The sequence below is a fragment of the Ignavibacteriales bacterium genome, from assembly GCA_026390595.1.
Taxonomy (GTDB): Bacteria; Bacteroidota; Ignavibacteria; order UBA10030; family UBA10030; genus UBA9647.
Genome location: JAPLFQ010000004.1, coordinates 49,795 through 67,842 on the forward strand (window position 1 = coordinate 49,795; position 18,048 = coordinate 67,842).

At 53.5% G+C, this 18,048-nt stretch carries 15 protein-coding genes; 9 read left to right on the plus strand and 6 right to left on the minus strand.

What is annotated here, in order from left to right:
* Positions 1-101: 101 nt before the first annotated feature.
* The 9 genes from argC to NTU47_00595 all read left to right on the plus strand — a co-directional run bounded on the left by argC (position 102) and on the right by NTU47_00595 (position 10,401).
* Complete coding sequence (gene argC / locus NTU47_00555; GenBank protein MCX6132273.1) at positions 102-1,130, plus strand: N-acetyl-gamma-glutamyl-phosphate reductase; 1,029 nt, start codon at positions 102-104, stop codon at positions 1,128-1,130.
* Positions 1,127-2,344, plus strand: coding sequence for a bifunctional glutamate N-acetyltransferase/amino-acid acetyltransferase ArgJ (gene argJ / locus NTU47_00560; GenBank protein ID MCX6132274.1), 1,218 nt, complete (start codon positions 1,127-1,129; stop codon positions 2,342-2,344). The genes argC and argJ overlap by 4 nt, the downstream gene beginning before the upstream one ends.
* Complete coding sequence (argB, locus tag NTU47_00565; GenBank protein MCX6132275.1) at positions 2,341-3,195, plus strand: acetylglutamate kinase; 855 nt, start codon at positions 2,341-2,343, stop codon at positions 3,193-3,195. Before argJ ends, argB begins: the two co-directional genes overlap by 4 nt.
* Before the next feature lie 52 nt (positions 3,196-3,247).
* Positions 3,248-3,709, plus strand: coding sequence for a hypothetical protein (locus NTU47_00570; protein ID MCX6132276.1), 462 nt, complete (start codon positions 3,248-3,250; stop codon positions 3,707-3,709).
* 226 nt (positions 3,710-3,935) lie between these two features.
* Complete coding sequence (locus NTU47_00575) at positions 3,936-5,219, plus strand: argininosuccinate synthase (protein ID MCX6132277.1); 1,284 nt, start codon at positions 3,936-3,938, stop codon at positions 5,217-5,219.
* Positions 5,220-5,683: 464 nt separating this feature from the next.
* Positions 5,684-7,513: an N-acetylmuramoyl-L-alanine amidase gene (locus tag NTU47_00580; protein ID MCX6132278.1), complete on the plus strand. Its 1,830-nt coding sequence runs from the start codon at positions 5,684-5,686 to the stop codon at positions 7,511-7,513.
* A gap of 209 nt (positions 7,514-7,722) precedes the next feature.
* Entirely contained in the window at positions 7,723-9,114 is a 1,392-nt protein-coding gene (argH, locus tag NTU47_00585; GenBank protein ID MCX6132279.1) for an argininosuccinate lyase, read from the plus strand.
* A gap of 106 nt (positions 9,115-9,220) precedes the next feature.
* Entirely contained in the window at positions 9,221-9,583 is a 363-nt protein-coding gene (locus NTU47_00590) for a transposase (GenBank protein ID MCX6132280.1), read from the plus strand.
* A 32-nt stretch (positions 9,584-9,615) separates the two neighbouring features.
* Positions 9,616-10,401, plus strand: coding sequence for an IS3 family transposase (locus tag NTU47_00595; GenBank protein ID MCX6132281.1), 786 nt, complete (start codon positions 9,616-9,618; stop codon positions 10,399-10,401).
* A gap of 172 nt (positions 10,402-10,573) precedes the next feature.
* Here the strand turns inward: NTU47_00595 and NTU47_00600 are convergent, their stop codons facing one another.
* The 6 genes from NTU47_00600 to NTU47_00625 form a co-directional block, all read right to left on the minus strand.
* Positions 10,574-12,238: a D-aminoacylase gene (locus NTU47_00600; protein MCX6132282.1), complete on the minus strand. Its 1,665-nt coding sequence runs from the start codon at positions 12,236-12,238 to the stop codon at positions 10,574-10,576.
* A 62-nt stretch (positions 12,239-12,300) separates the two neighbouring features.
* Complete coding sequence (locus NTU47_00605) at positions 12,301-12,879, minus strand: YIP1 family protein (protein ID MCX6132283.1); 579 nt, start codon at positions 12,877-12,879, stop codon at positions 12,301-12,303.
* Positions 12,880-12,995: 116 nt separating this feature from the next.
* Positions 12,996-13,898 carry a phosphatase PAP2 family protein gene (locus NTU47_00610; protein MCX6132284.1) on the minus strand — a complete coding sequence of 301 codons (903 nt, stop codon included), beginning with the start codon at positions 13,896-13,898 and terminating at the stop codon, positions 12,996-12,998.
* Between the two features lie 41 nt (positions 13,899-13,939).
* Positions 13,940-14,683: a CPBP family intramembrane metalloprotease gene (locus tag NTU47_00615; protein MCX6132285.1), complete on the minus strand. Its 744-nt coding sequence runs from the start codon at positions 14,681-14,683 to the stop codon at positions 13,940-13,942.
* Positions 14,680-15,699: an NAD-dependent epimerase/dehydratase family protein gene (locus NTU47_00620; protein ID MCX6132286.1), complete on the minus strand. Its 1,020-nt coding sequence runs from the start codon at positions 15,697-15,699 to the stop codon at positions 14,680-14,682. Before NTU47_00620 ends, NTU47_00615 begins: the two co-directional genes overlap by 4 nt.
* Positions 15,700-15,873: 174 nt before the next feature.
* Positions 15,874-17,784, minus strand: a complete 1,911-nt coding sequence (locus NTU47_00625) for a CocE/NonD family hydrolase (GenBank protein MCX6132287.1) — start codon at positions 17,782-17,784, stop codon at positions 15,874-15,876.
* Positions 17,785-18,048: the final 264 nt, after the last annotated feature.

The following is an 18,048-nucleotide window of genomic DNA, read 5'->3' on the forward strand; positions in this document are numbered from 1 at the left end:
TATTCCATGTGGAATCAAAAACTCCATATTACCACACAAATGCCTTGCATATTTATGCAAACACTTGTATATTTATCCATCATTAATCTGGATGGATCAAAGTGGCAACGACGATTTCGGCATCAATTATTGGCGCCTCAGGATACTCCGGCGCAGAACTGATGAAGATCCTGCTGCGACACAAGCAGGTGAGGATTGAAAAACTCTTCGCAAACAGCTCGGTTGGCAAACGAGTCACAGATCTCTACCCGTGGTTTGGGAGCAGAGTGGATTCGGTGTATGAGCCGTACTCTGTTGATGCAGCCAGCACGAGCGACATCGTGTTTATTGCACTGCCGTCGGGAGAAGCGATGAACCTTGTCCCCGAACTTTTGGGGCGCGGAAAGAAAGTGATCGATTTCGGCGGCGATTTCCGCCTCAAGGATGTTTCTCTGTACGAGAAGTTCTACAACCATGAACATAAGGCAAAAAACATTCTGCATCAAGCGGTATTCGGACTTCCGGAGTGGAACCGTGAGCACATCATATCGGCTTCCCTGATTGCTAATCCCGGCTGCTACGCCACGAGCGCGATCCTGCCGCTGGCGCCGATCTTAAAAGAAGGGATCGTGCAGTCTCACGGTATCACCATCAGCTCCCTGTCGGGAGTGTCCGGAGCGGGGCGCAGCGCGAGTGCCGATCTTTCATTCACAGAAGTCAATGAATCGGTGAAAGCATACAAGGTCGGCGTGCATCAGCATATCCCGGAAATCAAGACCACGCTCGAGGAAATCAGCGGCACATCGGTGTCGCTCACGTTCGTTCCGCATCTCCTCCCGATTACGCGCGGCATTTACACAAGCATCTATGCTCCGCTTGCGAAGAACGTCACACAGTCTGATGTCATGGCCGCGTTTCAGAAGCATTACGGCCGCGAGCCGTTCATCCGGATCTCCGAGACGGCGATACCGGAGATAAGGAATGTCAACCATACAAACTTTGTGGACATCGGCTTCAGGGTCTACACTGATAACAATCAGCTTATTATCCTCTCAGTAATCGACAATCTTATCAAGGGAGCCGCGGGACAGGCGGTTCAGAATATGAATTTAATGTTTGGAATCAATGAGACGGAGGGACTTCTCTCGTGATAACAATTTCTATGGATGATTGCCAGGGGGGCGTAACTGCTCCGAAAGGTTTCCGGGCGGCAGGTATGTATTGCGGCATACGGAAGGTCAAGAAGGACATCGCGATGATCGTGTCCGAAGTGCCCGCCATATCGGCAGGAGTATTTACGCTCAACAAGACTCAGGCCGCATGCGTGCTGGTAGACAAGATCCAGCTCAAGCGCTCCACAGTGTGCTCGGCGGTGGTCGTCAACAGCGGTAACGCCAATGCGTGTACAGGAGAACGAGGTTTGAATGACACGTGGGACATGGTGAAAGCCACGGCAAGAGCGCTGAATGTGCCCGAGGAACAGGTGATGGTGTCTTCCACCGGCGTCATAGGTCAGTATATGCCGATGGAAAAGGTTCTGCCGGCCATCCCTGAACTGGCAGCGAAATTGAGCACGAACGGTAACGGCGATGCTGCCGAGGCGATCATGACCACGGACACATTCCCGAAGGAAGCCGCAGTCCATTTCACGCTTGGGAAAAAGGTCGTGACAATTGGAGGGACTGCAAAAGGATCGGGCATGATTGCGCCGAACATGGCAACCATGCTCGCGTTCATTACCACCGATGTCGCGATTTCGCAGGATTTATTGTCGAAGGCGCTTCGGGCCGCCAATAACCGCTCGTTCAATCGCATCACGGTGGACGGTGATATGAGCACGAACGATATGGTGCTCGTCATGGCGAATGGGCTGGCCGGCAACGTGCCGTTGACGGAGCACTCAGAGGAGTTTCAACTCTTCGGCGCAGCCCTGGAATACGTGCTGATCAAGCTGGCAAAGATGATTGCGAAGGACGGCGAAGGGGCGACCAAGCTCGTAGAAATTATGGTAAAAGGAGCGAGGTCAGAGGACGAAGCGGCGCAAGCGGCGAAAGCGGTTGCGAACTCAAATCTCGTCAAAACCGCGATCCACGGTGCCGATGCCAACTGGGGCCGGATCCTGGCCGCGGTCGGTTACTCTGGAGTCGATTTCAACCCGGATAACGTCGAGATTTCGTTCGGTGAACTTCCCGTTCTCAAGAAGAACTACGAAATCGTTCTGGATGAGGAAAAAGCAAAGGAACTGCTTCTGAAAGATTCAGTCATCATCGTTGTTGACCTGAACCAGGGGAGCCAGTTTGCACGCTTCTGGACGTGCGATCTCACGAAGGAATATGTTCACATTAATGCGAGCTACCGGTCATGATCGACGCCACGCGAAAAGAAGAAGTGCTCATCGAAGCGCTGCCGTACATACAAACGTATGAAGGAAAGACGTTTGTGATCAAGTACGGCGGAGCGGTGATGACGGACGAGAAGCTGAAGCAGACGTTCGCGAAGGACGTCACGATCCTGCGGAAAATAGGCGTCAATATCATCATTGTTCACGGCGGCGGGAAAGAGATCACCCAAACGGCGAGCGCACTCGGCGTGGACACAACGTTTGTCGACGGTCAGCGATACACCGATGAGAAGATGATCGAGGTGGTGCTCATGGTGCTGGCGGGACTTGTCAACAAAGAGATCGTGAACCTGATCAACACGAACGGCGGTAACGCGATAGGACTCTGCGGTGTGGACAACATGTTGCTGAGGGCCCGCAAGCTTGTGGCAAACGGGACAGATTTGGGACTTGTCGGTGAGATTACGAACGTAAACCTTCCGTTCCTCGGTCTCTTGCTGCAGAACTCGATGATGCCCGTGATAGCTCCGATAGGCATGGGGGAGAACGGGCAATTGTTCAACATCAACGCGGATCTTGCGGCCGGCGCGGTGGCGAGCGCGCTCAAGGCCGAAAAGCTCGTCTACCTGAGTGACACAGAAGGCATCCTCGTGAAAGACAAGCTTGTTTCGACGCTGACCAAGTCTCAAGCGGACAAGTTTATTCAGGATGGGGCAATCTTTGGCGGTATGATTCCAAAAGTCACCTCTGCGTTTGACACGCTGGATGCCGGAGTAAACAAGGTTCATATCATCGACGGTCGTATCAAGCATTCGCTGCTCCTCGAGATTTTCACAGACGAAGGTATCGGAACGCAGATGGTGCATGATGAATAGGTGGGCATCTACAACAACGCACTGAATTGTCTGAAACAGATTATGAGGGAACATGAACAAGCAACGCAGACATTTCGCGATTAAACAAATCATCGGACAACAGATGATCTCGAACCAGGACGAGCTGTGTCAGGCGCTGGAAAAGGCTGGTCATTCGGTGACGCAGGCAACCTTGTCGCGCGACATGAAGGAACTCGGCATCGCACGTGTTCACAGCGCAGACCGGGTCCGTTACGTGCTCAACATTGAAAGCGAAGAGCGGAGACTTGTGCCGCTCATCGGGTATGAAATAGAGCGCATCGAATCCAACGAAACCATGATCGTCATCAAGACGCTGCCGGGCCGGGCGCAGGGTGTTGCGGAGCTCATAGACGGCATGCGCCACCCGGCCATCCTGGGAACGCTTGCAGGAGACAATACGATCTTTATCACCCCCGCATCCGTTGCGAACATCGAAGATACATTGGAGCTGATCAGGGGCTTCACGACATCCAAGAAATCGGAAGTCGCGTGATGCTCACGAAAAAGCTTCTCACGCAAAGCCGCAAAGGATCGCAAAGAAACGAAGCAGGCGACATTCTTAAGATGATTCCGTTCATTCGTTGAGGTTCCCTGGAGAAGTCCCGTAGGGACGAAATGCTTGTAGTTTGAAGAAAGAAAATGATTGAGCTCCGTCAGGAGCGGCACGCAGTTCATGAAACAGGAGATTCACCCAACCACGTATTTCGAAAGACACGAACATGAAGAAGCAAAGAATTGCTGTGGCATACTCCGGCGGCCTCGACACGTCAGTGATCGTAAAATGGCTTCAGGAGAAATATGATGCTGAGATCATTACCGTGACAGGGAACCTTGGTCAGAAGAAGGAACTGACGGGCGTTTCAGAGAAGGCGTACAAGACCGGCGCAAAAAAGGTCTACATCCAGGACCTGCGGGAAGAATTTGTCGAAGAATACATTTTCCCGTCGCTGAAGGCCGGGGCACTGTACGAGCATACGTATCCCATGGCAACTTCGATCGGGCGTCCGCTGCTGGCGAAATCGCTGGTTGAAGTCGCGAAGCGGGAACGCTGCACGGCAGTTGCGCATGGCTGCACGGGCAAAGGAAACGACCAGGTGCGTTTCGAGGCGGCGATCGCTGCGCTTGCTCCGAATCTCAAAGTTCTTGCGCCGCTTCGTGACTGGGAATTCAAATCACGCGAAGAAGAAATCGCATACTGCGAAAAACATGGCATTCCCGTAGCCGCAACAAAGAAGAACCCCTACTCCATCGATGAAAACGTGTGGGGTACTGCAATAGAATGCGGTGTTCTGGAAGATCCGATGGTTGAGCCCCCGGCGGACGCATATCAACGCACAGTGTCTCCACAGGACGCGCCCGACAAGCCAACCTATGTCACAATCGAGTTCAGGCATGGTGTCCCCGTTGCACTCGATGAAAAGAAGATGTCGGGATATGAGATCATCGAGTCGCTCAATGACATTGCCGGTGCAAACGGTGTCGGACGGATTGACCTGATTGAGAACCGCCTGGTCGGCATTAAGTCGAGGGAAGTGTATGAAGCGCCAGCCGCCGTTGTGCTGCATTTTGCTCACCGCGAACTTGAGCGGTTGACGCTCGACAAAGAAGTGGCGCACTACATGGGAAAACTGGCCCAGGACTACGCGACATTGATCTATAACGGCCTCTGGTTCACGCCTCTCCGTTCTGCAATGGATGCATTTGTGAATGAAACGCAGAAGACCGTCAACGGAGTTGTAAAACTCAAACTCTACAAAGGCAATGTCGAAATCTCCGGACGAATGTCACCAAACTCATTGTACGACACAAAGCTTGCTACATACACAGTCGAAGACACCTTCGATCACAAGGCGAGCGAAGGATTCATAAAGATCTACAGCCTTCCCGCAAAGACCTTCTACCAGGTGAATCCCAAAGGTCTGGCAAAAAAGCAAGTACTGAAACGTAAAGTGAAGAAGGCCGCGGCCAAAGTGCGGCGGCAGTATCGCGGCAAGTCTTCCTGAGGAAATGTTTTGACTTCTGGCCTGACTAGAACCGGTCTCAAAAACAGGCTGTCACTCCCGAATGCGTTTGTCGGGAGTCCAGACAGCGCCGTCTGGATTCCCGCCTAAAACGAGCGGGAATGACATCATTGCTAGGGTGACATTTTTGAGATGGCTCCAAGGCAAGTGAGCGAACATCTGTTCAATTGAGCAGCCAACGCATTTAGGCCAACGTGATTCAGATCCTTCGCTTCGTCCGCCTTCCACCAGACGGATGGCTAACAGGTCGGCGGACTTTGCTCAGGATGACTCTCACTTGTTTTGGTTGGCAACATTTCGTCTTCGTTGTTACCGATGCCTGCGTCGGCGACTAGTATTTGCCCTTCCTGCCCGATGTAAATCACCGACCCATTGCTTGAATCTCTACCCAAATCTTGGTTCATTAGCACTTGTCATTTCTCTTTGAATACCAGGAGGTTTTCACAGTGGCCAGTCTGCGCGTGTTTCTGACACTTTTCATTTCAGTTGCAGGTATCGCTTCTCCCATTATCCCCGACCATCACTCCCAAATTGACTCGCTGTTTCTGCGCGTAGTAGTCCCGGGCGGAGATACCACGCGCTCAAGCTCTCCGCGCCATCGAATCGCCGGATGCACGAATCCGGCATCGAAGGCGTTCGTGAACGGGAAGGCGGTGAAGGTGTATCCCAGCGGTGCGTTCGTATCGCTTCTTGACCTTTCATACGGCATCACTACACTGCACATTATGGTGCACGGAGTGAACGGCGACTCCCTCTCGAAGGATTTCTTCTTCTTCCGGCAGGAGCCGCCGAAACCGTTAACCCATGAGCCAGCGGTCATCGATGTCCAATCGGTCGAGCCGCGTCAGGATCTCTGGCTGGGAAAAGACGATATTCTGGAAGTGAAATTCCTGGGCAGTCCCGGCTACAAGGCGTACTTTGATGTCGAGGGAGTTGAGTCCGGCGTTCCGATGATCGAGTCGGAATCAAAGGACGCGAGTGTAGGATCGGGAATCTATATTGGTCGATACAAGGTGAAGGAGATGGATCAGGCGAGAGAGGTTCAGATCAGAGTGAAACTCAAAAGCAGTTTCTGGGGAAGCGAAAAAGGGTTCTCGAAAGGGAAGGTTTCGATGCTGCCCCGGGAACTTCCGCTGGTGGCGGTGGCAACGGGACGGAGACCATTCCTGAATGCCGGCCTGGGCGAAGACCGGCTCGGAGGAGCGAAGCTCGGTTACATACAGAGCGGCGTGCGTTTGCAGGTGGTTGGCAAAGTCGGACGTCAGTACAAAATCCGGCTCTCCGATGCGATGACGGGATGGCTGCCCGAGGATTTTGTCCAACTGCTTCCGCTCGAAACCCCGCAACCCAAGTCACTCACCGGTTCTATTTCGGTTACCGGCACCGATGCAGAGGACGTGATCAACCTTTCGCTTAGCCAGCGCCTTCCATATCTTTCCGATCAGCTTACCGATCCGGCCGCGCTCGTCGTCGATGTGTATGGAGCAACGTCGAACACAAACTGGATTACGCATCACAAGTCTGCAGCCGGTATCAAGAGTGTCAGTTGGGACCAGGTTTCTACAGACCATTATCGGCTCACCATCGCGCTGGCATACGGACAACACTGGGGATATGACGTCGGCTACGACCAGGGTTCTACGCTCAGGATACGCGTCCGAAGGCCGCCCGTAATTTCGAATCAGGAGTCGGTTCTTGCCGGGCTCACCGTCGCGGTCGACGCGGGGCACGGGGGAGACAACTCGGGTGCGTCGGGATCGACGGGCGTGATGGAAAAGAATGTGAACCTGGCCATCGCTTCTTACATACGCTCTCTTCTCGAATCGAAGGGAGCGAAGGTCGTCATGACGCGGACTGATGATGCAGCCGTTGCGATGCTCGACCGGACGGATGCGATTGTGAATTCCGGAGCGCGGATCCTCGTTTCGATCCATTGCAACTCCATCGGAGACAACTCCGACGCTGAAGCGATTGCCGGGACGAGCGCGTATTACCGTCACCTTGGATACCAGCCCCTGGCAACGCTCATGTATGGCGCAATGCTCGAACTTGGACTCGGTCAATTCGGTGTGGTAGGGAGTTTCAATTTCTCGCTCAATGCTCCGACGCAATTGCCCAACGTTCTCGTCGAGACGGCGTTTCTATCGAACCCGGAAGATGAAATGAAGCTGCTGGATGACGGTTTTCGGCAGGCGATCGCGGGAAAAGTTGTTGCGGGGCTCGAGCAATTTGTCCGGACATATGCCGGCCAAAGAAGTGGCGAACCGAGGCAATAACTGAGTGAATCGGGAGCATTCTCACCATTGATACGGTGGTGAAATTTGAGTATTTTGGGTGTGTGAAGATGGTAAAGTGGTTAATTAGTTAGTTGGTCAATCAGGCAAATCACTAATCAACCAACCACCCATCCCGAACTTGCCAATCACCAATTAACAGCTACGAATCAACCTACCACAATCGACAATCGACGATCGGAAATCCTCTTATGGCTCATCGCGCACTCTGGAGTGGACGGTTTACGGAACCCCTGTCTGACGTAGCATTGAAATTCTCTTCTTCCATCGATCTCGACAAGCGTTTGTACCGGGAAGACATTGCCGGCAGCATTGCTCACGTTGAAATGCTGAGCGCAACGCATATTCTCACTGCATCGGAATCGAGAAGAATCCGTACGGCGCTGAACCAGATTCAAAAAGAGATCGAAACCGGCAAATTCCGGCTCACGGCAGAACATGAAGACGTACATCTTGCGATCGAGCAGAGGCTCATTCAAAAGATCGGACCCCTCGGAGGGAAGCTCCATACTGGCCGGAGCCGCAACGACCAGGTTGCGCTCGACGAACGGTTGTTTCTCCGCTCTGAGATCAAGAAGATAAACAAGCTCATCATCCAGCTGCAACGCGTGCTCCTCTACAAGTCGGAGAAATATTTCGGTGTGCTCATGCCCGGCTACACTCACCTGCAGCGGGCACAACCCGTTCTGTTGTCGCATCATCTGCTTGCATATGTCTGGATGCTCGAGCGTGACTACGAGCGGTTGCATGACGCGTTGCGCCGCGTGAACAGATCGCCGCTCGGCGCTGCCGCGCTGGCGGGAACCTCGTTCCCGATCGACAGGGCGAAAGTGGCAAAGAAACTTCATTTTGACGGCATTGTTGAGAACAGCCTGGACGCCGTGAGTGACAGGGATTATCTCATCGAATGCATCTCTTGCTGCAGCATTATCATGATGCATCTGAGCCGTATGGCGGAGGAGCTTGTTCTGTGGAGTACAAAAGAGTTCGGCTTTGTCCATATCAGTGATGCCTACACAACCGGCAGCAGCATCATGCCGCAGAAGAAGAATCCAGATATGGCCGAGCTGGTGCGCGGCAAGACCGGGCGCGTCTATGGAGCCCTCGTGAATCTGCTGACAGTGATGAAGGCGCTCCCGTTGGCCTACAACAGGGACATGCAGGAAGACAAGCTCCCGATGTTCGAAGCGGTCGATACAACACAGCAGTGCCTTGCGATCGTTGCCCAGATGCTTGTGCATTCAACATTCGATAAACACCGGATGGAAGAGGAACTCCGCAATGATTTCCTGACAGCGACGGAGATCGCAGATTACCTCGTTCGTAAGGGAATGCCGTTCAGGGAAGCGCACGAAGTAACGGGCAAAATCGTCTCCCATTGTCTCGGCCATCGCATGTATCTGGGCAATCTCGACATCGAAACACTTCGAACGTTCTCGAAACTGTTTGCTCCGGACATGCTTGACTACCTGTATCCACAGAAGAGTGTCGAGCACAAGAAATCTGCCGGCAGCACATCGCCGCATGACGTCAAGCGGCAGATTGTTCACTGGTCAAGGGTGTTGAAAGGGAGGAAGGGGTAACAGGCGTTAAGCGGTGGGAGTAAACAGTAAATCGTGAATAGTGAAGCCGTGTCTCGTCCGGGAATAAGTTGACAGGTAGTAATTACCTACCAACAGGAGCCGGGCGATGGAAAAGGTACAACGTCGTTTCAGTATAGCATTTAAGCAAGCCGTAGTTGCGGATGTGACGTCGGGACAGTATACTGTGCTCGAAGCCTCTCGGATCCACGAGGTACATTTTGCCATCATCTATCGATGGATGAAGCAATATGGTGGACCGGGTTCTCAAACACGGATCGTGAGGATCGAGATGCCCGATGAACGCAACCGCATTCTGAAGCTGGAGCAGGAGAAACAGGCGTTGGAGAAAGCACTTGCTCATGCCCAGCTGAAAATCATGACCTTGGAAGCAACACTCGAAGTCCTGGAAGAACGCACAGGGCAACGCCTTAAAAAAAAGACCGACACGCCGTTATCGGACGGCTCCTGAGGCGAGAAGCAAACGTAAGCCAAGCCTGTCAGATGCTTCGAATCTCTCGGCAGGCAGTCTATCAGTATGCCGGACGCCAGCATAAGCAGCAAGTGGATGAAGAGGGGATCATCCATCAGGTACGCTTGATTCGGCACGAGATGCCACGCATCGGCACTCGAAAGCTCTATGATCAGTTGCAGCCGATGCTTCGAGAACTGGGCATTGGCCGAGATAGCTTCTTCGAGGTGCTGCGACGGCATCGGTTGTTGGTTCACCCTCGAAAGCGGTTTGTACCAACAACGAACAGCCGTCATACGCTGCCGGTTTATCCGAACCTGCTCAAAGGAACCAAGGCAGATGGTCCTGGTCGGGTTCTGGTGGCAGATCAAACGTATCTGCACTTGGAGCGTGGCTTCTGCTATCTGTCGCTTGTGAGTGATCTCTACAGCCGAAAAATCCTCGGCGTCGATGTCGGTCCGACACTGGAGGCGGTTGGGCCACTGCGAGCACTTGCAGTGGCTCTCAAGGACATCAGAGGCAATGATTGCTTCATCCATCACTCGGATCGTGGAGTGCAGTATTGCAGCACCGAGTACAGGGCGTTCTTAAAATCTCACGGTGGCCAGAGCAGCATGTCGGCTCCGGGGTGCCCTTATGAAAACGCTGTAGCCGAGCGGATCAATGGCATCCTAAAATCAGAGTTCTATCTGGACAGAATCTTTGCCTCGATTGATCAGGCACGAGAGGCCGCCCTGGAAGCAATAATGATCTACAACACCAAGCGTCCACACTTGAGTCTGGCCATGATGACGCCAGAGATGAAATATGCTGCATGAACACTTAACCAACTCTGTCAACTTCTGGCCGGACGACACACCGCATCGGGAGTCCGGTGCGGCTTTTGTTTCTCATGGAAGGTGCCACGCACCCATTGAGAAGTCCGACTTCTACCCAGGGGAGACCTGGAAGAAGTCGGACTTCTTCCGTGAAGGTGCGTGGCACCACAGGTTAACGCGCGTAGCCGGGTCCGCGGAGAACGCGGCCGGGGAGATTGCCCGTGAATTTGCCGTTTTCCCAGACCGGTTTGCCGTTGACGACGACAAGGCTCATCCCCTCGGAGTATTGGTGCGGATTCTCAAACGTCGCTTTGTCGGTGACGGTCTCCGGATCAAACATCACCAGATCTGCATAGAACCCCTGCTTCAGAATGCCGCGGTCCTTGATGCCGACCCGCTGGGCGGGAAGCGACGTCATTTTCCGGATCGCATCCTCAAGCGAAAGAACCTTGCTTTCACGCACATAGAGAGCAAGAATGCGCGGGAAGCTTCCGTACGCACGCGGATGCGGTCTTCCTTCGAACAGCGGTCCGTCGAGCGCCCGGGCACTGGCGTCTGAGCAGAAGCTCACCCACGGCTGACCCATCGCCATCCTCAAATCCTCCTCCGTCATCGCAAAGACAACACGGCTTGATCTGGCTGAGTCTGCGATGATGAAATCGAACATGGCTTCAATCGGGTCTTTCTTCCAGGCCGCGGCGACCTCGGTGAATCGTTTTCCTTCCCATTGCTTCAACACAGGGTTGGCAACATACGAAATCATCATGAGTTGGAAGTCCATGCCGCGGGACTTTCCGCTGGCCTCCAGCTCTTTCCTAACCTGCTTGCGGACCATCGGATCCTTCAGCCGTTCCAGGAGTTTCAGCGTTCCCCCTTCCTGAACCCATCCCGGGAGCGGCGCGCTGAGGGAATTGCCGAACGCAATGTACGGATAGACATCGGCCGTCATATCCAGGCCTTTATTCCTGTGGTCCTGAATCATGTGGACGATCTCGGACATCTTCCCCCAATTCGGTTTTTCCGCCGTCTTGAGGTGCCAGATTTCCACCGGGATCTTCGCTGCGCGTCCGATATCGGCTGCTTCCAGGACTGCTTCGACAATCTTTTCCTGTTCGTTCCGTATGTGGGTCACGTATATCCCGCCGAATTCCGCCGCCGCTTTTGCAAGTTCGATCAGCTCCGGGGTTTTTGCATACATCGCCGGTGTGTACTCAAGCGCAGAGCTGACACCGAGAGCCCCCTGCTGCATGGCTTCGCGGACGAGTTGACGCATTTGATCCATCTCGGGCACGGTAGGCTCACGGTTCTCGAATCCGATGACGTACTCCCGCACCTGTGCCGCACCGACGTACGATGCAAGATTGATGGCTGTCTTGTTCTTCTCCACACGTGCGAAGTATCCGTTGAAATCCGTCCAATCGGCGGTCAGATTATACTTGTCGAGGGAAGGCTTGAGTTCTTTGAGAACCTTGTCGTTGAGGGGTGCCGCTGATTCCCCCTCTCCGTTGATCTCTGTCGTGACGCCTTGAGATATCTTGCTCATCGCCCGGTTATCGACGAGGATGACATGCTCCGATTGCCCGAGTGCATCGATGAAGCCCGGCGCAACAATCTTGCCGGCGGCGTCAATGACGCGTTTTGCAAGCTTAGGATCGAGTTTTCCGATTGCCGTGATCCTGTCCCGATAGATCCCGATGTCGGCCTGATACCACGGATTGCCCGTTCCGTCGATGATCTTGCCGTTCTGGATAATAAGGTCGTAGGGCCCCTCCGGCGACGTCTGGCAGGAAAGGGCTGCAAACGAGAGGAGGAGAAGAATGAATAGGCCAGGTTTCATGCGATCACCTCAGAATTATTTGTGGCCGCGTCATGAGACTTCCCATGTCAAACCGCGGTGGCTCAGATGATGTCGGATTTGTACAACACCAGAAGAATGAGAGCAGCAGTCAGAACAAATGAGACGGCAAAGGCTTTCAGGGGATGGAGTTTTTCCGCGTTCTTCATTCCAAAGTAGCAGATGACGCCGGGTGCGCCCCATGCCAGGCCGAGTAATGTCAGGCCGACTGAAATATTCGGCAGCAGCCGGGAGTCGTCGTCGGGGAAAACAAGGACCGACAACAGAGTCAGGATGATGGAAATGAACGATGTGAAGACCAGGGGGGCGGTCCCCAGTCCAACGAAACCGAGGGCGTGCGGAAATTCTCCGAGACCTCCCAACATATCCGCCGTCGCATGGAAGACCAAAGCAAGGAAAACCCAAAACAGGTACGTGGTAAGTCCGGAGATCAAAAACGACAGCAAGCCAACCCCGATCGTCTCGGTTTGAATGAAACCCGAAAAGAATGCATCAAGCGATGTAAACAGAGCATACGTACTCACGACCATGAACGACTCCCGCAGACGCGGCGAATCGTACAGCGTAATCGTCGTATATTCCGGGTCGACCATGACCTGGAATAACTGCTGGAGGTAGTTCATGAATGCCTGAGGCTGTCGGCGCGTGGTTGAATAGCTAAAAAATAGTACATCATTTGCGCTGGAAAATCAAGCACGAATACGGCAGGGGAATTCCCCGGCCGGTGCAACAGAACCGGTCAGGCCGACTGGCGTACTGCGATTTTGTCCCAACCCTTGATCAGCAGAGGCGCAACGGCGAGAGCGAGGAACGCCACAGCGACGCCAACCACCGCGTCCGTCACATAGTGATAGCGAGCATAGAACGTTGAAACGTACAAGGTCAACACAATGGGTGTGAGTATGTAAAAGGAGGGGCGATGATAACGGTAGGCCATGATCCACATGATTGTGGCAGCCGCGGCATGGGGACTGGGTATTGTGCCGCCGACGTAGTGAACATTGGAACGCATCAGTTCGCCGAGAAACGTGAACACATAGCCATTGAGCGGGACCGTATACAGATTGCCGATCGTCGCTATCGGGCCGGCGACAGGGAAGAGAATGAAACCGATGTCGCAGAGGATATTGGCGAAACCCAGCGTGAAGAAATAATCCTCCATCGCAACGTCGCCCCGCACGTAGTAAATGATTCCACAGAGAACCGGATACATTGGCAAATAGAAGACATATGCAAACATCATCCATTCCGTAAGGGCAGGCGTGGTATAATGCTGCAACCACAGCGTCGGTTGCACGCCAAAGATGTACTGCTCTCCGTCGAGTACGTATTCATCGAGCCAGCGTCCATGAAGGATCAACTGGAGCTTGTCAACCGCCCCGAACAGATACGCATACGCCAGCGTTATGGCGGCAACGCGCAAAAAGAAGCGGAGGAATTTTGTGTTGGCTCGCTGCGAGAGATAGACGACAAGAAGATAACCCAGCGCAACGCCGACGTTTTTGAGAATCAGCAGTGCCCACCCTTCGACGCGACCGCTGAACAGGAGCGCCAGGAGACTGAACAAGGCGAGTGTGAACAGGATCAGTCCGTCGGTTGCCCGCAGAGGGAGGTTCGCGATTGTTATCGTCTTGTCGGTCATGGAGCGGTGCTCTTCATCAGTGTGTTGGAGTGAGGTGGCGGTCAGCGCATGTAGCAAATGAAAAAGTCGAGAGAGACGCCAAGGAGCCAGTGAATCAGGATAATAAACAGGAGCGAGCGTGTCCGGAACGCCAGAACTCCCCACACCAGCGCTCCGATGATGGAACTATAGATCTCGCCTGAAGGCTTTCCGATATGAACGATACAAGAGAGAGCGGTTTGAACGAGAATCGACTGCCAATCGCCAAGCGATTGCCTGAGTCCGAACTGCATGAAACCGCGGAAATAGATCTCCCAGCCGATGTAGAAAAAGAGATACGACAGCGCATGGCTCATGAACATGGACGGCGACGAGCCTGCTCCTTTGAAAAGAGGATATTCAGCAAGAAAATCCGGCTTGTTGATGGAGGTGTAAGAAGCCAGGATAAAGACGGGCGCCAGGATCGCAAAAGCTTTCAGCCCGAACCGCCAGTCGCCCAATTGCAGGCCATATGATGCAAACCTCTCCTTGAACACGAATTTGATGATACACAAAGGGACGATGCCAAAGAGAATGAAGGCAGAGAAAAAGGTGTAGAGTTCTGCGGTCCGCTCCGGGTCTCCGAAGAGAATGAACACGGAGGTCAAGTCACTGAGGTAGAAAGCTTTGGTGCCGTAGTATTTCCAGGTGGTCAGAAGCAACGGTGTCAGCAGGAGGATGATGGTTGGTTTCCTGCTCTCGTCGGTGAAGAGTCCGGACAACGAAATCGAATCAGCAAAACGGCCAGCCGGATTCGGTTGGTTCATCGTCTTCCTTTGGATGGGCGCAACTGCATCAGCCACTCGTAGGTCATGCGGATTCCTTCTTTGAGCGGCACGATCGTGTAGCCAAGCTCGCGTTCTGCCTTCGCCGTCGTATAAGCCCAGTGCTGGAGAAATGTCTCAACCCATCCGGGAGTAATTTGGGGATAGACACCGAGCCACTCGGCCTTTTTCTTTTCTAATCCCGCATAGAGATACGCGATGCGCGGCGGTAGATTCATCTGGAATCGCTTCTTACCTCTGACCTCGTCGACATACCGGAAAATATCGTTGAGCGATGCATTCTCGCCCCCGAGGATATACCGTTCGCCTATTCTTCCTTTCTCCATTGCAAGGATATGACCCTGCACGAGGTCATCGACGAGCACGTAATTGCCGATGTCTTTGCCTCGATTAAGCAACACGGGGACTTTTCCCCGGTCGTACATATCAATCATCAGCGAGACCGAGTTTCCTTCCGTCAGTTTGCCCGGGCCGTAGACGCGCGTCGGGTTGACGATCACCACCGGGAACCCGTTTGCGGCCTCCTGTAACGCCTCCTTTTCGGCGATGGACTTCGTCTCCTCGTATTCGGTGAAGTAGCGATCGGTGATGCGGGGCATGTCTTCATGGCCGATGACGCCGGGAGGCGTCGGACCGAAGGCGACAATCGTCGAAGTGAACACAACGCGTTCAGCGCCTACGGCTTTGGCTGCTGCAAAAACGTTTCGCATCCCTTCCACGTTTTGCTTGTAGAACACCGCTGGATCGCGCGACCAGTTTTTTGCATAGGCGGCCAGGTGATACACCTGTGTGCACCCTTCCATCCCTTTTTGGAGCGAAGCTCTGTCCTGAATGTCGCCTGTCATGAGCTTGATACCCTCGTGCGAGAGCCCGTCTTTGTTGCTTGTACCGCGGGTAAGAGCGTGCACGGTGTGACCGAGATTCACCAGGGCATTGACCAGTTTCGTGCCGATAAAACCGGTGGAGCCCGTTACAAAGACTTTCTGAGACTTAGCCATAAAGATTCTTGGGTGAATCGAATGATCAGGTGATGAGGTGTGCGTGTCAGATAATGCAAGGTAGGAAAAAAAGGAGAGAGTCTCAATGGAAATGGAAACCGGGTAGACCTGTCAGGTTCGCTGAGAGCTCAATTAGAAACCTGACAGGTCTGCCATGTGTCGTGCGACAGGTGCTTACTTCAGAATCGGCAGCGTGAGATGTGTGCTCCACGCGGGGGAGTGATAGACTCTTTGCGTCGCCTTCTGGAAGTCCGATTCTTTCGCGTGGTAGATGTCTACAAACGTCTGCGGGTTCCGGTCGATCATCGGGAACCAGGAGCTTTGGATTTGCACCATGATCCGGTGCCCCTTTTTGAACGTGTGGAAGATGTCGTTGAGAATGTATTCCACTTTGGTGACCTGATTCGGGACAAACGGCTCCGGCTTCGACATACTGTTTCTAAACTTTCCGCGTATGACATCACCGCGCACCATCATTTGATAACCGCGCAGTTTCGCCATATTCGGGTCGAACCTCGGGCCGCCGCGGCCGGCAAATGATACAGTTTCCGGCAATACATCAATCAGCTTGACGATCCAGTCTGAATCTGTGCCCGAGGTGGACACGAAGAGGCTCGCGTTAATCGGACCGGCAACGGTCATGTCTTCCTGCAGGACTTCAGACTCATAGACCATCACATCGGGACGCGTCCACGCAAACCGTTGATCCTCCACGGGAAATGCCGAATTGTACCAGTGCCGGATCTCGGCGGTGTATGGCACCGGTTTGGCCGGGTCGCTGACATATTCGTCGAACTCGCTTCCCTTCGAAAGCTGCTTCGGAGCAGAGAACGAGAGCTTCCCCTTTTCAAGCATGTAGAGATTTGTGGGCACGGCGTTTGGCGGAGGCCATGCGTCCAGGAATCTCCACACATTGTTCCCGGTTTCAAACACCGTCGCCTTTGCGAGACTCAATTCTCCCACTCCTTTGAGGTAGTAATTGAAGTATGGGAACACAACGCTGTCCACAAAGAACTTTCCTGTTGACGCCCCCCACTTGATCATCCCGAGAGAATCTCCCGAGTCGTATCCCCACTGACCGTGCGACCAGGGACCCATGACGAGCCGGTTCTGGTTTTTCGGATTGAGCTTGTTGATCGACGCGTACAAATTGAGGGCTCCGTAAAGGTTTTCTGAATCGTACCATCCACCGACTACGAGCGTTGCCGGTTTGATGTTCTTCACGTGGGGAAGAATGTTGCGTGCCTCCCAGAAACCGTCCCACGTCCCGTGATTGATGATGTCGTTCCAGAACGATACGCTGTCCTTGAGGTACTTGGTGTTCGCGTTTGGAATCGGTCCCATGTCGAGGAAAAACTTGTATCCGTCGGTGATACCGTGATTGAAGGGGCGGGAATCGGTGGTCGTTGGCTTGGGACGCGGCCAGCCGAAGGAGGCAAAAAAGTCGAACGCGTGAGGAAACAGAAACGCGCCGTTGTGGAAGAAGTCGTCCCCCGACATCCACTTCGAAACGGGCGCCTGCGGTGACGTAGCCTTCATCGCCGGATGCGCATCGATCGTGCCAGTGGTCGAATAGAATCCCGGGTAGGAAATACCGTAGATGCCCGCGCGGCCGTTGTTGTGCGGAACGTGCTTGATCAGCCATTCGACGGTGTCATAGGTATCGCTGCTCTCGTCGATGTCCTGTTTGCTCTTCTTGTTCTCGATGTACGGACGGACATTCAGGTAATCCCCCTCCGACATGTACTTTCCGCGCACATCCTGACTCACCATGATGTAACCGTCACGGTAGAATTTCTCCGCCTGCGATCCGACGAACGGCGGATAGATGTTCTCTCCATACGGAGACGAGCTGTATGGAGTGCGGTTCAGCAGCATCGGATAGTCGATGGTCGTGTCCTTTGGCGTGTACACAGCCGTGAAGAGTTTTACGCCATCCCGCATGGGGACCATATACTCGTGCTTATTGTAATGCCCGGCAACCGAGTACGGCTGCTGCCCGAACAGTATCGCCGTGCTGCAGAGCAGAAGCAGGACTGTGATGCCCGTGAATCGGACGCTGCTCAGAAATGTTGTTTTGGACATTGTTGGAGCTCCTCTGTAATGAAAAGATCTACGGGTGTTCCGTCTCGCATGTGTTTTGAATAAGTGGAAATGTCACTCCTGACGGAGTTCGCAGAAAATGCGTCGTTTTTCGATTCATAGACATCTCGTCCCTGACGGGACTTATTCAGACAACTTCAGAGACACGATACTAGAGACCCGGTCGAAAAGTGGTACCACTAGGACACAAAGTCACGAAGGTTCCTTAAAGTGAAGAATATTCAGAAGATGTTCTTAGTGTCTTGA